Consider the following 15293-nt stretch of genomic DNA (forward strand, 5'->3'; position numbering starts at 1 on the left):
CTCATCATTCTAATCGAATGCCTTACCGTTCGGACATTCTACGCGCTTTTCGCCGACGACTCGTTAATCTAAGTAGCCGGAATCGATCGTTATTACTGACGAATTTACCCGCAAGCCAATTTCTTGATCTACATGAGGCCGACTTCCTGGTCAACAACTCGTCGTTTAACCTTATCAGCGAGTTAATCAGCAGAAAGTCGTCCCTAACGATAAGCGAAGTTCTCGACGCCCGGCACGAGCGCAGCAACGAAGTAAGCCGAAAACTTCGGCGAATCGCCCGCACGGCCAAATTCATCACAGAAGAGCGCGGTACCGAAGACTTGTACGTCGGCTGGCCTTTTGTCCGGGGGAAATTTATGGATGGAACGGTGGTCCATGCTCCTCTGCTCTTTTTCCCAATTCAAATCGAACAACAGGGCAAATACTGGAAGTTAATTCGACGAAGCGATGAATTCGCCTTTCTTAATCCTACGTTTGTCCTGGCTTATGGACAGTACAATCAGGTACGGATTTCGGATGAAGTTCTGGAAAAAACGTTGGACGACTTTGACCAGGACGCACTTGTTTTTCGAACCCAGTTGTACGAATGGCTAAAAGCGGGTCCGATTGAGATCAATTTTAACCAGAATCTTTTTGTCGATACGCTTCACTTCTTCGATCCACAAACGGCTAAAAGTCTCCATCAACTTGAGCGAACGGGCGAGTTAAAATTGTACCCGGAGGCTGTACTGGGCATCTTTCCGCAAGCCGGCTCTTATTTAGTCCCTGATTACGACAAACTGCTTGCAGAGCGTCAACAGCCCGAAAGCGCAGAACTTTTAGACCTCTTTCCTACCCTCCCCGAAAAATCATCTCTTGCTTTACCCGAAAACAGAATCCATACACCCTTACCCCTTGATGCTTCGCAGGAATCTGCTTTACGAGCGGTGAAAAGCAGACAGTCATTGGTTGTTCAGGGCCCGCCCGGTACTGGTAAATCACAGCTTATTGCCAACTTGATGGCCGATGCGGCTGCGGCTGGTAAGCGTGTGCTACTAGTTTGCCAAAAACGGGCTGCGCTTGATGTCGTACAGGCTCGCCTTAAGCAGGTAGGTATGGGGCCGTTTGTTGCTCTAATTCATGACTTTCAGGACGATCGTCGGGCACTTTACGCACAGATAGCCAATCAGATTGAGCAGATAGGTGCTTACCGGCAGCAAAATACCAGTCTGAACGCAGTACTACTCGAACGAAACTTCGATCAGGAAAGCCGACGGATCGATGAGGCTGTCTCTGAACTACGGGCGTTTAAAGAAGCTCTTTTTAGCACTAGTGAATGTGGCGTTTCTGCCAAAGAACTTTATTTAACAACCAACCCAAACGCCCCCTCAATTCCGCTAGGCGATAGTTATCCACATTTTCACATCAACAATGTGGATAACTTTACTAGGCGATTAAGCGCTTATGCTGACTATAAGCATCGGTTAAGTCCATCACATCCCTGGGCTTCCCGACGTAGTTTTGCAGAGTTTACGTTGTTTGATCTACCGAAGGCAGATCAGGCTATTGCCAAATGGACAGAAGCTGCGCTAAAGGCCCACGTCCAGGCGGTTAGTCTCGTTGATAAACCGCTTACGCTCGATCAGTTAGCCAACTGGCAGGCTAACGATCCGGAAATTTCGGCTTTACTGACTACGCTTGACGAAGCGAATAGGTCAGATTTCTGGCCGATAATTCAGTATCTACGCAACAAGCCAAAGCACCCTGCCTTTATGGTCAACCAGAATCAACTCGAGTCTTTAGCCAACGAATGGGAAGCTATCCTAGCGTTACCTGGACCTGAGATGACGGTATCGCTGAACGATCTTTCAGCATTTGACCAGTTACTTGTTGAGGCTTTACAAGCTCACTCGTCATGGGTCCGGTGGAACTGGTGGCAACTTACGAATGAAGGGAAAATCCAGCTTCAGCAGGTTGCCTCATCCAATAACCTAACCGTTTCTCAAGCGGATATAAAAATCCTTCGCAGCAAAGTAGCGAAACGCGTTAGCCTGGAAGTGCTTAAAAGCCGAATAAGCCCGTTGTTAGCCGATCTTCCCCTTGCTGAAACGCCAGATAGTTTACATATTCTTCGCCGTGCTATTGGTTTTATTGAACATTCAAACGCTATTATTTCTCTTAGTCAACTGCCAACGTCTACTTGGCTAACGGCTGCTCGTTTTCAGGAAACTGTTAAAGAACTACTTGTTATAGCAAGGTCGGTAGAAAGGGAGCGAACACTGGCTCAAACTTACCTAAGCGAGACCCAGTTGGTGACAATCTGGCGAAACGATAACGAGGCTGTTCAACTTCGACAATCGCTCCGGCAAGATTTTGATTTGTTGGTAGAAGCCGACCGTCTGAACGAAAGCTTCTCGACCATAGAGAAATCCGTCATCGAGCGACTCACAACTATTGATCCTAGTCACTGGGTAAAAACATTTATGAACTCGCTCGGCTTAGCTTGGATTAATCATCTAGAGCGAAAATACCCCGAACTACGGAGCGTATCTTCGTTGAAAATGGCTCAAACCGAAGAAGATTTACAACAGAGCGTTTTGCGTAAACAGGCACTGAGCCGAGACATCTTATTAGTTAAGCTTCGCGATCAAACATACCGAAATCTAACGTTCAATCGACTCAATAATGTCGTTACCTATCGCGACCTTCTTCATCAAACGACAAAGAAGCGCACGATATGGCCTGTTCGGAAGTTAATGGAGTCTTTCGCCGACGAGGTATTCAAACTTATCCCCTGCTGGCTGGCCTCGCCCGAATCGGTATCGGCTATGTTTCCGCTACAAGCTGGCTTATTTGATCTGGTGATATTCGATGAAGCCTCCCAGTGCTTTGTTGAAAATGGGATTCCAGCTATCTTCCGCGCTAAGCAGGTCGTTATAACGGGCGATAGCCAGCAATTACGCCCGAATGATTTATACCGGACTCAGGTGGATGACATTGAGATCAGCAGCGAGACAATTACACCCTCGCTTGAAGTAGAGTCGCTGTTGGAATTAGCGGTTCAGGAACTGCCTCAGATTTCGCTAACCGAGCATTACCGTAGTCGATCTCTTGACCTGATTACTTTCTCGAACGTCCATTTTTATCAAAATAAGCTTCAGCTACTGCCTTATTTCTCTACGGTTAATCGGCATGAACCAGCCATTCGGTACAAGAACGTTGAGGGCATATGGAAGCAGAACACCAATCAAACCGAGGCCGAAGCTATTGTGCAGCTTATCGGTCAATTGATGGCCGAATCGCCAGAGCTATCCATTGGTGTTGTAACGTTCAATTATCCGCAACAACAGTTAATCCAGGAGTTGTTGGAAGCCAGCTCAGAAGCGACAATTAGCCCATTTGAGGGTAAGGTTACTGACGAACGGCTGATTGTCAAAAACATCGAGAACATCCAGGGAGACGAACGGGATATTATTATTTTTTCAACGGGCTACGCGCCTGATGAACGAGGAAAACTCTCAATGCAATTCGGCAGCTTAAGCGCGCAAGGAGGAGCCAATCGTCTGAACGTAGCCATTACAAGAGCTCGTGAGCGGATTTACGTCATCACAAGCCTCTGGCCCAACCAAATGAACATTGCGGACGTAACGAACGATGGCCCCAAATTACTGAAGGCCTATCTGGACTATGCGCTCACAGTATCAGAGGAACGTTTTAAACCTGCTTATCAAGTTTATTCTATTCCGGTAATCAATACTTTATTGAAAGACCAATTGACAGTTCAACATCCTAATTGGCAGCCCGAATTGCCTTTTGCGGATTTGACCGTTAAAGATGAGACTGACGGTAATTATGAGGCAGTCGTTTTAACGGATGATAACGCCTACTATCAGCAATCATTGAAGCAATCGCATGCATATTTACCAATAGCGCTCAGAAGCCGTAACTGGCCGTTCCAACGATTTTGGAGCCGCACTTTTTGGCAAAAAGTAATCAATTGAAAAAAGCCTGGAATGTATCCAGGCTTTTCTTTTACTCGTTCATCATTCCTACAAATTGATCAAATAAGTAGTGGGAATCATGAGGTCCTGGTGATGACTCCGGGTGGTACTGAACCGAAAACGCAGGCTTGTCTTTACGACGAATCCCTTCAATCGTTTTATCATTCAGGTTTATGTGCGTTAGCTCAATATTATCGTGATCCATCACCTCCTCTGCGCTTACAGCGAAACCGTGATTTTGCGACGTTATTTCACAATGACCCGTGATCAAGTTCTTTACCGGGTGATTAAGTCCGCGGTGGCCGTTGTGCATTTTATACGTCGATATTCCACTGGCCAGCGATAGAATCTGATGGCCCAGACAGATACCGAACACAGGTTTCTCCTCGTCCAGAACTTGCTTCACAGTTTCAACGGCATAAGGCATAGCCGCCGGATCACCAGGGCCATTAGCGATAAAATAGCCGTTTGGTTTCCAGGCAGCCAGTTCGCTATACGATGTTCTAGCCGGGAATACTTTGCAGAACACTCCGCGCTCGTTGAAATTAGACAGGATGCTCCGCTTCACACCCAAATCCAGAACCGCCACGCGTAACTTCGATTCAGGATCGCCCTGTTCGTACGCTTCTTTCGTGCTTACTTCCGACGAAAGCTCAAGCCCAGCCATATCCGGTACTTTGTGCAACTCCGCCAATAAAGCTACCGGATCCAGAATCTCAGATGAGATAATGCAGTTCATCACGCCTTTGGAGCGGATATAACGCACTAACTGACGTGTATCGACGCCATGAATACCGACAATGTTTGCACGCTCAAAATAATCCTGTAACGAACCATCGGCTGTGTAGCGGGAATGGATATCTGAGAAGAAATTACAAACCATTCCCCGAATTTTGACACCATTTGATTCCTGCTCGGCATTGTTCAACACACCGTAGTTTCCGATGTGCGAAGTAGTGTTGATAATTACCTGTCCGTAGTAAGATGGATCGGTGTAAATTTCCTGATAACCGGTCATGCCCGTGTTAAAGCAGATTTCACCACCGGCAGTACCTTTTTTACCGAGTGCTAATCCTCTGTATACGGTTCCATCTTGTAAAACCAATAAAGCTTCCGGCTGCTGCGTATGTTTCATAGATGCGTTTTGGCTTAAAAAGCTAAAAAAAAGGGCTAACCCATAACGGTTAACCCCTTATTAATATGGATGACAAGTGTGTCATTAACTTTCCTTCGTTTCGTCAGGAGTTGATGCTTCAGGAGCAGCAGGTGTTTCGTCAGCAGGGGCTTCCGTTGTTGTTGCTTCCGCAGCAGGTGCTTCTTCAGCAACTGGCGTTTCTGTGGCAACAGCAGCGGGTGCAGCAGCTACTGCTTCAGGAGCAGTTTCTTCAGCAGAACGGCCACCACTCCGACGGCTCCGGCGTGTTCTTGTCGTTGTCGTCGCTTTCTCAGCGGCAGCAGCGATCAATACTTCATTGAAGTCGACCAATTCGATCAGGCAGGTTTCAGCGTTATCACCTAACCGGTTACCCAATTTGATGATCCGCGTGTATCCGCCTGGACGGCTGGCGATTTTATCAGCCACCGCTCCGAACAGTTCTTTAACTGTTTCTTTATCCGTCAAGGCCTGAAACACCATCCGACGATTCTGATGGGTGTCATCTTTGGCCCGCGTTAAAATTGGCTCCACAAACTTACGGAGTTCTTTTGCCTTCGCAACCGTCGTTTCAATCCGCTTATGCAGGATCAACGACGAAGCCATGTTCTGCAACATCGCTTCGCGGTGCGAGTGCGTCCGGCTTAGGTGGTTATCTTTTTTACCGTGTCTCATTATTTTATGATGTTTACGGCTTATGGTTTACAGTTTGTGGTTTACCGATGAACACAGTCAACTAGAAACCGAGACCATAAACCGCAAACCGACTTAGTCTTCGTCTAATCTGTACTTAGCGACGTCCATACCGAACGTCAGGTTTTTCTCAGCAACTAATTGCTCTAATTCTGTCAGCGATTTCTTACCGAAGTTACGGAACTTCATCATGTCTGAAATCTCTAACCGAACCAGATCGCCCAACGTCCGTACATCAGCCGATTTAAGGCAGTTATAAGCACGAACTGACAAGTCAAGATCTGCCAATGAAGTTTTGAGCAGTTTGCGCATGTGCAGTACTTCCTCATCCACCACGTTTTCTTCTTCAGGCTTAGCCGTTTCAAACGTCATTGTTTGATCCGAGAACAGCATGAAGTGCTGAATAAGAATGTAAGCTGCGCCTTTTAGTGCTTCTTCTGGGTGGATTGAACCATCCGTTTCAATGTCCAGCAGCAACCGCTCATAGTCCGTCTTTTGCTCAACCCGGGTATTCTCAACACTATATTTCACGTTTTTGATTGGCGTGTAAATAGCATCAAGCGGGATATGACCAAACGGTAATTCATTTGCACGTGGTTCATCAGCCGGAACATAGCCACGACCTTTTTCCACGAAAATTTCCATTTCTAAGTCCCGTGTATCGTCGATGTGGCAGATCTCCAGTTCAGGATTCAGCACTTCGAACGATGGCGAAAACTTAGATATATCACCAGCCTTTAAGACTGATTGTTTTTTAATGTTGACCGTAATTTTGTTGTCAACCATGTCTGAAATCTTTTTGAACCGAACCATTTTCAGGTTCAGGATGATTTCAGTCACGTCTTCAACCACACCCTCGATCGAAGAGAATTCGTGCAACACGCCGGGGAATTTTACGCTTGTGATTGCGTAACCTTCCAGTGACGACAGTAAGATACGCCGGAGCGCATTACCGATTGTTACACCGTATCCTTTTTCAAGGGGTTTGAATTCAAACACCCCGTGAAAGTCGTCAGCTTTCTCCACTACGACTTTGTCGGGCATTTGGAACGCTAAAATTGACATACGTTTCGTATTGTTTACAGCAGTTCTCTGCCTTGGCGTGAAGACTGAAACATATCTGTAGTTTAGATCCTGATCAAAGCTGTGCTAGGACAGTTTAACCGGTGAAAAAACTACAAACAATTTATAGTAAACCAGCAGAACCCAGAAGGTTCTGCTAGACTTATTATTTCGAATACAATTCGACGATTGCCTGCTCGTTGAAGTTCTCAGGAATCTGATCACGCTCAGGGTAGCTGATGAACTTACCCGTTAACTGTTGGTTATCCCACTCAACCCAGTTGTACCGTTTCGTGTTGCGAGCCGATAGGCTAGACGAAACAGCTTCCAACGATTTTGATTTTTCACGAACACCAATCAGTTGACCTGGCTTCAATGAATAAGAAGGGATGTTTACAACTTCACCATCAACAATGATGTGCTTGTGAGATACCAGCTGGCGAGCAGCCCGGCGTGATGAAGCAATGCCTAAACGGTAAACGGTATTGTCCAAACGAGCTTCGCACAGTTTCAGCAGGTTTTCACCCGTGATACCTTCACGAACCTGAGCGCGGTGGAACAACGCCCGGAACTGGCGCTCCAGGATACCGTACGTGTATTTTACTTTTTGCTTTTCAAGCAACTGGAGCGCATATTCAGATTGTTTCCGTTTGCGTCCACGGCCGTGCATACCCGGTCCGTAATTCTTTTTCTGAAGCGCCTTGCTCGGTCCTAGGATAGGCTCACCGAACTTACGCGAAACTTTGGCTTTTGGCCCTGTGTAACGTGCCATTCTTCAATGAATGAATAATTGTGAAACATTGGACAGACACAACTAAATGTCACCTGCCCCTATTCATGTCATCCGTAATTATACGCGACGACGTTTTGGCGGCCGGCAACCATTGTGCGGCAGCGGGGTAATATCACGAATCGTGGTTACTTCGATCCCTGAGTTCTGAATGGTACGGATTGCCGACTCACGGCCTGAACCTGGACCTTTCACGAACACTTCTGCTTTACGCATTCCCAAATCATGGGCAACGGCAGCACAGTTAGAAGCGGCAGTCTGAGCAGCATATGGAGTATTTTTCTTTGAGCCACGGAAGCCCATTTTACCCGCCGATGCCCAGGAAATAACCTGGCCGTTCATATTAGTAATCGAAATGATGATGTTATTGAAAGTAGCCCGAATGTGTACTTGGCCTACAGGTTCAACAACTACCACCCGCTTTTTCGCTTTGTCTTTGCGTTTTGCTTGAGCCATTGTGTTAGGTAATCGTCAATGTCATAAGCTGTCATAATTTGTTATCCAAAAAACCGGGTAACCGTACATGACTATATATGACTCGAAACGACCTGTTAATTATTTAGTAACTTTTTTCTTGTTAGCAACTGTCTTCCGCTTACCCTTACGCGTACGAGAGTTGTTCTTCGTGTGCTGGCCACGTACTGGTAGACCTTTACGGTGACGTAGACCGCGGTAGCAACCGATGTCCATCAAGCGTTTGATGCTTAGCTGAACTTCAGAACGCAACTGACCTTCTACTTTGTACTCGTTCGAGATAGCATTACGCACAGCGCTTGCTTCTTCATCCGACCACTCGCTAGCTTTTTTATCAACACTGATTCCAGCATCGGTCAAAATCTTTTTCGCCCGGCTGCGGCCAATGCCGTAGATATAGGTCAGCGCAATTTCACCGCGCTTTTTATCTGGAATATCAACACCTGCAATACGTGCCATTCTTAGCCTTGTCTTTGTTTATAACGGGGATTCTTTTTGTTGATCACGTACAGCTTTCCTTTCCGACGGATCACGATGCAGTCTTCACTGCGCTTCTTGATGGACGCTTTAACTTTCATGATAAAAGTTTTTCTGTTTATCGTTTTTAGTTATCTGTTTGAGTAGAGCCTAACGCCCGCCCCCACTTCTCCTAAAGACTTATTTGTATCGGTACACAATCCGCGCCTTACTCAAATCATAAGGCGACATTTCAAGTTTTACGCGATCTCCCGGTAATATTTTGATGTAGTTCATCCGCATTTTACCGGAGATATGAGCAATTACCTCGTGCTTGTTTGCCAGTTCTACCCGGAACATTGCATTCGATAATGCCTCCAAAATCACACCATCCTGTTCTATAGAATTCTGTTTAGCCATGTTCGCTTTATGCCGCCATCAGTCCTTGCGATTCGACCATCAGGCTCGTGTTCGCGGTTACTGCTTCAATGTATTCAAAGGTTGTCAGAATTTCAGCTTTCCCTTTTCGCACAGCTACTGTGTGTTCAAAGTGCGCTGACGGCTTACGATCTACGGTCCGAATAGTCCATCCGTCACGCTCCTGTACGATAGCCTTCTTACCGAAGTTAATCATTGGCTCGATAGCCAGTATCATACCTTCCTGTAGTTTAGGACCTTGCCCACGCTTACCATAGTTTGGTACTTCGGGAGCTTCGTGCAAGTTTTGCCCTACTCCGTGTCCTACTAACTCGCGGACAACAGAATAGCCGAATTTCTCTGTGTACGTTTGAATTGCATAACCAATATCACCTACACGATTTCCCTCTATTGCCTTTTCTATACCAATGTATAGCGACTCTTTTGTGCGAGCCAGCAATTTTCTTGTGGCCAGGTTTACCTCGCCCACTGGATACGTATAAGCACTATCGCTATGATATCCATTCAACTTAACTCCGCAATCGATAGAGATAATGTCACCATCGCGAAGCTCATATCGGCTTGGAAAACCATGAACGACTACGTCGTTAACCGATATGCACAGTGAAGCGGGAAACTTATTATAACCTAAGAATGATGGAGAGCCACCGTTGTCTTTAATAAACGTTTCCGCGACCTTATCCAGTTCCTTTGTCTGTATACCTGGCCGAATCAGCTTAGCTACTTCAGCATGAGCTTTTCCAAGTACTTGGGCACTATTTTTTATAAGAGTGATTTCTTCATCACTCCTGTAAAAAATCATTTTCTCTTTTTTATCAGAACTACCCATTCTTGTTAGACTGCAACTGTCTCGTTCGTCCGACCTTGTACACGGCCAGACTTCATTAATCCTTCGTACCGACGCATCAATAAGTAGCTTTCTACCTGCTGCAATGTGTCAAGTACAACACCGACCATGATGAGCAATGATGTACCGCCAAAAAACTGAGCAAAGCCACTAGTCATACCTAGTAAGTTCGCAATAGCAGGAAGGATTGCCACAATAGCCAGCATTATAGCACCTGGCAGTGTGATCCGATCCAGTACGGTTCCAATATATTCCGATGTTTGAATACCAGGTTTAACACCAGGAATAAAGCCGCCACTACGCTTCATATCATCAGCAATTTGAGTCGGATTGACCGAAATAGCCGTGTAGAAGAATGTGAAGACAATGATCAGTAGTGCAAACAGCACGTTATATTGCCAGGTAGTATAGCTTTGGAAAGCATTTTGCACGCTTGCGGCAAAATCACTTTTTTCAGAAAAAAGACCTGATAAATAACCCGGAATAAACATCAACGCCTGAGCAAAGATGATTGGCATTACACCAGCAGCGTTCAGTTTTAAAGGTAGATATTGGCGTTGACCTCCAACGACTTTATTACCAATAACCTGCTTAGCGTACTGGATTGGGATTCGCCGAACTGCTTGTGTTAAAACAACGGCACCCATTACAACAAAATAAAGGGCAACCAACTCAAGCACAAACAACAACAAACCACCTGTACCTCTTGACTGCTGTTCACCAATGATAGCGCCTGGAAGCCGAGATACAATACCAATCATAATGATCATCGAAATACCATTACCAATTCCTTTGTCTGTAATCCGTTCCCCCAGCCACATACAAAAGATAGTACCTGAGGTAAGAATAAATAGAGACGAAATAGTAAACAGTCCACGATCGATCAGCAGCGCATCGGCAGGAATCGTAGTACGTATGTATGTGATTGCCTGTACAGCAGTCACACCGATTGTCAGTACTCGTGTTATTTGATTCAATCGCTTACGGCCTGACTCCCCTTCCTTCTGCATTTTCTGGAAATAAGGAAGAGCCAGCGTTAGCAACTGAATTGCAATCGAGGCTGATATATAGGGCATGATGCCCAGCGCGAAAATAGACGCTTTGCTGAACGCGCCACCCAAAAAAGTGTCTAACAAACCAAGCAAACCTTGTGGGTTCAAATTCAATTTGTTAGGGTCCACACCCGGTAGCACAATCGCTGAACCGAGACGAAACGCCGTAATAAACAACAACGTATTGAGGATACGACTCCGCAACTCGTCAATTGCAAAAATATTCTTAAACGTGGTGATCAGTCGGTTCATAAAAGTAGGCGGCTGATGCCGTGCTCACAACTTAGTTAGCTGCTTCCTCTTTCGCTGGTTTAGCGGGCACAATTGCTTTTCCACCTGCTTTTTCGATTGCTTCTTTAGCACTGTTCGAGAAAGCATGTGCGTGAACTTCCACAGCCGTTGTTAACTCACCACGGCTCAGAATTTTCACAAGATCTTTTTTGCTTACTAATCCGTGTTGGAGTAGGAAGTCAATATCAACCACTGTTGCTTTTGTCTCATCAACCAAAGCCTGAATAGAATCCAGATTGAGTGGTTTGTATTCGACACGGTTGATATTTTTAAAGCCGAACTTCGGAACACGACGTTGAAGAGGCATCTGACCACCCTCAAAGTGTGTTTTACGGCTATAACCTGAGCGCGACTGCGCTCCTTTGTGACCACGCGTGGACGTACCACCCATGCCTGATCCTTGCCCGCGTCCGACTCGCTTGCGCTCTTTGACGGAACCTTTTGCCGGTTTAAGGTTGCTTAAATTCATTGTCGTTATTAATAAAAAAAGATGATTCTTTTGACCTCTCAATCATGTGCGGTACGAGACCACGCTGAATAGGAAGCCAAAAGAATCGCAAAGATACTTAAATTTCTTCAACCTTTACTAAGTGCTGTACTTTGTTGATAGCACCTTTTAAAGAATCGTTATATTCTAACTCAACACTGTGGTTGATTTTGCCCAAGCCTAACGACTTGATTGCGTTTTTCTGAGATAGCGGTCGTTTGATGGTGCTGCTGACCTGCGTGATGCGTACTCGTGCCATGTCTATTGCTCCTTTCTAATTAACCGTTAAATACTTTAGCCAAACTCACCTGACGCTGGAAAGCAACTTGGTGTGGCAAACGCATTTTCAGCAGTGCGTCAAGCGTTGCTTTCACCACGTTGTGTGGGTTCGACGAACCTTTTGACTTCGCTAATACGTCGCGGACACCAGCTGATTCAAGAACAGCCCGCATAGCACCACCCGCGATTACACCCGTACCAGGAGCAGCAGGTTTCAGGAGAACAAATCCACCACTGAATTTGCCTTCCATTTCGTGGGGTACCGTGTGCTTCAAGAGAGGAATCTGCACCAGATTTTTCTTAGCATCTTCTACTCCTTTAGCGATGGCATCCGTCACTTCATTGGCTTTACCTAAGCCGTATCCGACGACACCGTTACCGTCTCCGACAACGACAATTGCCGAGAAACTAAACCGGCGACCACCTTTTACCACCTTCGCTACGCGGTTGATGGCTACCACCTTTTCTTTCAGGTCGGCTTCGTTAAACTTTGTCGGTCTTGCTGCGTTCGTGTTCATCCTTTAGAACTTAAGGCCACCCTCGCGGGCTGCATCGGCCAGTGCTTTTACTTTACCGTGATACAAATAGCCATTACGGTCGAATACGACGGTGTCGATGTTTTTGGCAAGCGCTTTTTCAGCTAGCCGCTGCCCGACTTTCTTTGCAGTTTCGACGGTATTGCCTTCTACTTCACTCTTCAGTTCAACCGAAGAAACGGCTGCCAGCGTGTTACCGGCAACGTCATCGATTAATTGAGCGTAAATCGCTTTGTTCGAGCGAAAAACTGACAAACGGGGACGTTCGGCTGTACCAGAAACTTTTGCCCGGATACCGTATTTAATCCGTTGTCTTCTTTCTTGTTTATTCGTTGCCATCTTATTTGATTCCGACCAAATAGGCGATTTTTATTGTCCTTAATTAGTCATTGATTGTCATTGGTTGCCGATAGCTGCCCATGATGAACAGATAACTAATGGCAACTAATGACAATAACGTGACCTTATTTTTTCGACGAAGACTTACCAGCTTTACGGCGTACTTGCTCACCAACAAAGCGGATACCCTTCCCTTTGTAAGGCTCAACTTTACGCAGTGAGCGGATTTTGGCCGCTACATCACCGAGAAGTTGTTTATCAGAACCTTCAAGGTAAACCTTTGGGTTCTGTCCTTTTTCGGTTACAGCCGTTACTTTGATCTCAGAAGGAACAGCTACGTACACGTTGTGCGAGTATCCTAGTTGTAGTTCGAGAACATTGTTGGCGACCGATGCTTTGTAACCTACCCCGATTATTTCCAGGTCAAGTTTAAAGCCTTCGCTTACACCTGTTACCATGTTGTTAACCAACGAACGGTAAAGGCCGTGCAACGCCTTGTGACGTTTTTGTTCCGTCGGACGGGATACTTGGATCTGGCCCTCTTCGACTGCTACCGAAATGTCCGGATCAATCGTTTGAGTCAGCGTGCCCTTCGGTCCTTTTACAGTCACAACGTTTTGACCATCTACGGTCAACGTAACGTTGCTTGGCAGAGCGATGAGTTTCTTACCTATGCGTGACATCGTTCAATTCGGATTAATACACGTAACACAATACTTCACCACCCACGTTCAGCGTCTTAGCTTCTTTGTCCGTCATCACGCCTTTAGAAGTCGAAATGATGGCTACACCCAGTCCATTCAGGATACGGGGTAGATGGTCGGCTCCGCGGTACTGGCGAAGACCAGGACGGCTGATACGCTGTAGGTCAACAATAGCAGATTGCTTTGTCGTTGGATTGTACTTAAGCGCGATCTTGATCGTGCCCTGGGCAGAGTTATCGTCAAACTTGTAGTTTTGGATATACCCCTTATCGTACAAAACCTTGGTAATTTCTTTCTTTATATTGGAAGCAGGAATTTCCACAACCCGGTGCTTAGCCCGGATAGCGTTTCTGATTCGGGTCAGAAAATCTGCTATTGGATCTGTATTCATTCTTAGCGTTGCGTTACTTGCAAACCCCTGTTTCCAAGAAAGTTCGCAAAATTACGGAAACTGAATTACAAATGGAAATGATGACTGGAACTACCAGCTTGCCTTAGTTACACCTGGGATTTTACCTGCCGATGCCATCTCACGGAACGTTACCCGCGAAATGCCAAACTTACGCATGTAACCCCGTGGGCGACCCGTTAATTTGCAACGGTTGTGCAGACGAACAGGTGATGCGTTTTTAGGCAGCTTATCAAGACCAATGTAGTCACCAGCAGCTTTCAAAGCAGCACGCTTTGCAGCGTACTTAGCTACCAGTGCTTCACGTTTCCGTTCCCGGGCTTTGATTGATTCTTTTGCCATGTCTGTTGGTTATTTCTTGCCAGTGTTTGCAAATGGCATACCCAATGATTTCAACAATTCATAGCTTTCGTTATCCGAGTTGGCAGTCGTCACGAACGTGATGTCCATACCTGAGATACGAGCTACTTTGTCAATACTAATCTCAGGGAAGATGATCTGCTCCTGTACACCGAACGTGTAGTTGCCACGGCCATCAAATCCTTTATCGCTGATGCCTTTGAAGTCCCGAACGCGCGGCAACGAAACTGTCGTTAACCGATCCAGGAATTCATACATCCGCTCACCACGTAGTGTCACCTTCGCACCGATCGGCATTTTCTCCCGCAGCTTGAAGTTCGATACAGCCTTTTTCGACAGAGTCGGAACGGCTTTCTGACCCGTGATGGTCGTTAATTCTTCGACGCCTACGTCAACCAACTTTTTGTCAGCGACAGCAGCACCGATCCCTTTATTGATAACAATCTTGCTCAGACGCGGTACTTGCATAACCGACTTATACTGAAACTTGTCTTTCAATTGGGGAACGACCTCGTTTAAATATTTTTCTTTCAGTCTTGGCGTTGCCATTTTCTTAGACCTGCTTAAGGTTATTTACGACCCGCATCGGCGGACCGATCTGGGATAAAGTTGCCTGTCTTCTTCGAGAAGCGTTGCAGCTTTCCCTTGTCGTTCAACTTACGACCCGTACGGGTTGGTTCGCCAGTAGCTGGATCGACCAATTTCAGATTGCTGATGTGGATCGAACCCTCCGTTTTTTCCAAACTCCCTTGTGGGTTAGAAGCGGTTGGCTTCATGTGCTTCGTAATCATAGCGACGCCCTCAACACGAGCACGATCTTTCTCTACGATTACTTCTTTCACCACACCGCGCTGACCTTTTGAGTTGCCACCAATGACGAGGACCGTATCACCCGTCTTGATGTGGAATTTATGCTTTGGCAGCGTTATTTTCTTTTCCATTG

The 15293-nt window shown here is 46.1% G+C and carries 20 protein-coding genes; 1 reads left to right on the forward strand and 19 read right to left on the reverse strand.

Annotated elements, in window-relative coordinates:
• The first annotated feature begins 17 nt into the window (after nt 1-17).
• The gene (locus M0L20_RS07995) at nt 18-3980 is read left to right on the forward strand and encodes an AAA domain-containing protein (RefSeq protein ID WP_248476425.1); all 3963 of its coding nucleotides are present in this window, start codon (nt 18-20) and stop codon (nt 3978-3980) included.
• Between the two features lie 31 nt (nt 3981-4011).
• On the opposite strand, the gene carA is transcribed toward M0L20_RS07995, so the two are convergent.
• The 19 genes from carA to rplX all read right to left on the reverse strand — a co-directional run bounded on the left by carA (nt 4012) and on the right by rplX (nt 15291).
• Nucleotides 4012-5115, reverse strand: coding sequence for a glutamine-hydrolyzing carbamoyl-phosphate synthase small subunit (gene carA, locus M0L20_RS08000; RefSeq protein WP_248476426.1), 1104 nt, complete (start codon nt 5113-5115; stop codon nt 4012-4014).
• Between the two features lie 84 nt (nt 5116-5199).
• Nucleotides 5200-5808, reverse strand: coding sequence for a 50S ribosomal protein L17 (rplQ, locus tag M0L20_RS08005; RefSeq protein ID WP_248476427.1), 609 nt, complete (start codon nt 5806-5808; stop codon nt 5200-5202).
• 93 nt (nt 5809-5901) lie between these two features.
• Nucleotides 5902-6891: a DNA-directed RNA polymerase subunit alpha gene (locus M0L20_RS08010; RefSeq protein WP_248476428.1), complete on the reverse strand. Its 990-nt coding sequence runs from the start codon at nt 6889-6891 to the stop codon at nt 5902-5904.
• 163 nt (nt 6892-7054) lie between these two features.
• Complete coding sequence (gene rpsD, locus M0L20_RS08015; protein WP_232560299.1) at nt 7055-7660, reverse strand: 30S ribosomal protein S4; 606 nt, start codon at nt 7658-7660, stop codon at nt 7055-7057.
• 78 nt (nt 7661-7738) lie between these two features.
• Nucleotides 7739-8134, reverse strand: coding sequence for a 30S ribosomal protein S11 (rpsK, locus tag M0L20_RS08020; RefSeq protein ID WP_093827728.1), 396 nt, complete (start codon nt 8132-8134; stop codon nt 7739-7741).
• Nucleotides 8135-8233: 99 nt separating this feature from the next.
• A complete protein-coding gene (gene rpsM / locus M0L20_RS08025; RefSeq protein ID WP_232560300.1) occupies nt 8234-8611 on the reverse strand; it encodes a 30S ribosomal protein S13 in 378 nt (125 codons plus the stop codon).
• Between the two features lie 2 nt (nt 8612-8613).
• Nucleotides 8614-8730 (reverse strand): type B 50S ribosomal protein L36, encoded by a 117-nt coding sequence (ykgO, locus tag M0L20_RS08030; RefSeq protein WP_009284800.1) that lies wholly within the window; start codon nt 8728-8730, stop codon nt 8614-8616.
• Between the two features lie 79 nt (nt 8731-8809).
• Nucleotides 8810-9028 (reverse strand): translation initiation factor IF-1, encoded by a 219-nt coding sequence (gene infA / locus M0L20_RS08035; protein WP_009284801.1) that lies wholly within the window; start codon nt 9026-9028, stop codon nt 8810-8812.
• Between the two features lie 7 nt (nt 9029-9035).
• Nucleotides 9036-9875 (reverse strand): type I methionyl aminopeptidase, encoded by an 840-nt coding sequence (gene map, locus M0L20_RS08040; protein WP_425276915.1) that lies wholly within the window; start codon nt 9873-9875, stop codon nt 9036-9038.
• A 5-nt stretch (nt 9876-9880) separates the two neighbouring features.
• Nucleotides 9881-11197 carry a preprotein translocase subunit SecY gene (gene secY, locus M0L20_RS08045; RefSeq protein WP_232560301.1) on the reverse strand — a complete coding sequence of 439 codons (1317 nt, stop codon included), beginning with the start codon at nt 11195-11197 and terminating at the stop codon, nt 9881-9883.
• A gap of 31 nt (nt 11198-11228) precedes the next feature.
• A complete protein-coding gene (rplO, locus tag M0L20_RS08050; protein ID WP_232560302.1) occupies nt 11229-11705 on the reverse strand; it encodes a 50S ribosomal protein L15 in 477 nt (158 codons plus the stop codon).
• 97 nt (nt 11706-11802) lie between these two features.
• Entirely contained in the window at nt 11803-11982 is a 180-nt protein-coding gene (rpmD, locus tag M0L20_RS08055; protein WP_164034783.1) for a 50S ribosomal protein L30, read from the reverse strand.
• A 19-nt stretch (nt 11983-12001) separates the two neighbouring features.
• Complete coding sequence (gene rpsE / locus M0L20_RS08060; RefSeq protein WP_163941476.1) at nt 12002-12520, reverse strand: 30S ribosomal protein S5; 519 nt, start codon at nt 12518-12520, stop codon at nt 12002-12004.
• 3 nt (nt 12521-12523) lie between these two features.
• On the reverse strand, nt 12524-12877 hold the full coding sequence (rplR, locus tag M0L20_RS08065; RefSeq protein WP_262923861.1) for a 50S ribosomal protein L18: 354 nt from the start codon (nt 12875-12877) through the stop codon (nt 12524-12526).
• A gap of 125 nt (nt 12878-13002) precedes the next feature.
• Nucleotides 13003-13560 carry a 50S ribosomal protein L6 gene (rplF, locus tag M0L20_RS08070; protein ID WP_232560303.1) on the reverse strand — a complete coding sequence of 186 codons (558 nt, stop codon included), beginning with the start codon at nt 13558-13560 and terminating at the stop codon, nt 13003-13005.
• A 13-nt stretch (nt 13561-13573) separates the two neighbouring features.
• On the reverse strand, nt 13574-13972 hold the full coding sequence (gene rpsH, locus M0L20_RS08075) for a 30S ribosomal protein S8 (RefSeq protein WP_232560304.1): 399 nt from the start codon (nt 13970-13972) through the stop codon (nt 13574-13576).
• 90 nt (nt 13973-14062) lie between these two features.
• A complete protein-coding gene (gene rpsN, locus M0L20_RS08080) occupies nt 14063-14332 on the reverse strand; it encodes a 30S ribosomal protein S14 (RefSeq protein ID WP_077919287.1) in 270 nt (89 codons plus the stop codon).
• A 9-nt stretch (nt 14333-14341) separates the two neighbouring features.
• The gene (gene rplE, locus M0L20_RS08085) at nt 14342-14899 is read right to left on the reverse strand and encodes a 50S ribosomal protein L5 (protein ID WP_232560305.1); all 558 of its coding nucleotides are present in this window, start codon (nt 14897-14899) and stop codon (nt 14342-14344) included.
• 20 nt (nt 14900-14919) lie between these two features.
• A complete protein-coding gene (rplX, locus tag M0L20_RS08090; RefSeq protein WP_232560306.1) occupies nt 14920-15291 on the reverse strand; it encodes a 50S ribosomal protein L24 in 372 nt (123 codons plus the stop codon).
• Nucleotides 15292-15293: the final 2 nt, after the last annotated feature.

The organism is Spirosoma liriopis (assembly GCF_023196085.1).
Lineage (GTDB): Bacteria > Bacteroidota > Bacteroidia > Cytophagales > Spirosomataceae > Spirosoma > Spirosoma oryzicola.

Excerpts from the sequence above, each read along its gene's own strand:
- M0L20_RS07995 (WP_248476425.1), top strand. The coding sequence starts at position 18 with ATGCCTTACCGTTCGGACATTCTACGCGCTTTTCGCCGACGACTCGTT.
- carA (WP_248476426.1), bottom strand. The coding sequence starts at position 5,115 with ATGAAACATACGCAGCAGCCGGAAGCTTTATTGGTTTTACAAGATGGA.
- rplQ (WP_248476427.1), bottom strand. The coding sequence starts at position 5,808 with ATGAGACACGGTAAAAAAGATAACCACCTAAGCCGGACGCACTCGCAC.
- M0L20_RS08010 (WP_248476428.1), bottom strand. The coding sequence starts at position 6,891 with ATGTCAATTTTAGCGTTCCAAATGCCCGACAAAGTCGTAGTGGAGAAA.
- rpsD (WP_232560299.1), bottom strand. The coding sequence starts at position 7,660 with ATGGCACGTTACACAGGGCCAAAAGCCAAAGTTTCGCGTAAGTTCGGT.
- rpsK (WP_093827728.1), bottom strand. The coding sequence starts at position 8,134 with ATGGCTCAAGCAAAACGCAAAGACAAAGCGAAAAAGCGGGTGGTAGTT.
- rpsM (WP_232560300.1), bottom strand. The coding sequence starts at position 8,611 with ATGGCACGTATTGCAGGTGTTGATATTCCAGATAAAAAGCGCGGTGAA.
- ykgO (WP_009284800.1), bottom strand. The coding sequence starts at position 8,730 with ATGAAAGTTAAAGCGTCCATCAAGAAGCGCAGTGAAGACTGCATCGTG.
- infA (WP_009284801.1), bottom strand. The coding sequence starts at position 9,028 with ATGGCTAAACAGAATTCTATAGAACAGGATGGTGTGATTTTGGAGGCA.
- map (WP_425276915.1), bottom strand. The coding sequence starts at position 9,875 with ATGGGTAGTTCTGATAAAAAAGAGAAAATGATTTTTTACAGGAGTGAT.
- secY (WP_232560301.1), bottom strand. The coding sequence starts at position 11,197 with ATGAACCGACTGATCACCACGTTTAAGAATATTTTTGCAATTGACGAG.
- rplO (WP_232560302.1), bottom strand. The coding sequence starts at position 11,705 with ATGAATTTAAGCAACCTTAAACCGGCAAAAGGTTCCGTCAAAGAGCGC.
- rpmD (WP_164034783.1), bottom strand. The coding sequence starts at position 11,982 with ATGGCACGAGTACGCATCACGCAGGTCAGCAGCACCATCAAACGACCG.
- rpsE (WP_163941476.1), bottom strand. The coding sequence starts at position 12,520 with ATGAACACGAACGCAGCAAGACCGACAAAGTTTAACGAAGCCGACCTG.
- rplR (WP_262923861.1), bottom strand. The coding sequence starts at position 12,877 with ATGGCAACGAATAAACAAGAAAGAAGACAACGGATTAAATACGGTATC.
- rplF (WP_232560303.1), bottom strand. The coding sequence starts at position 13,560 with ATGTCACGCATAGGTAAGAAACTCATCGCTCTGCCAAGCAACGTTACG.
- rpsH (WP_232560304.1), bottom strand. The coding sequence starts at position 13,972 with ATGAATACAGATCCAATAGCAGATTTTCTGACCCGAATCAGAAACGCT.
- rpsN (WP_077919287.1), bottom strand. The coding sequence starts at position 14,332 with ATGGCAAAAGAATCAATCAAAGCCCGGGAACGGAAACGTGAAGCACTG.
- rplE (WP_232560305.1), bottom strand. The coding sequence starts at position 14,899 with ATGGCAACGCCAAGACTGAAAGAAAAATATTTAAACGAGGTCGTTCCC.
- rplX (WP_232560306.1), bottom strand. The coding sequence starts at position 15,291 with ATGGAAAAGAAAATAACGCTGCCAAAGCATAAATTCCACATCAAGACG.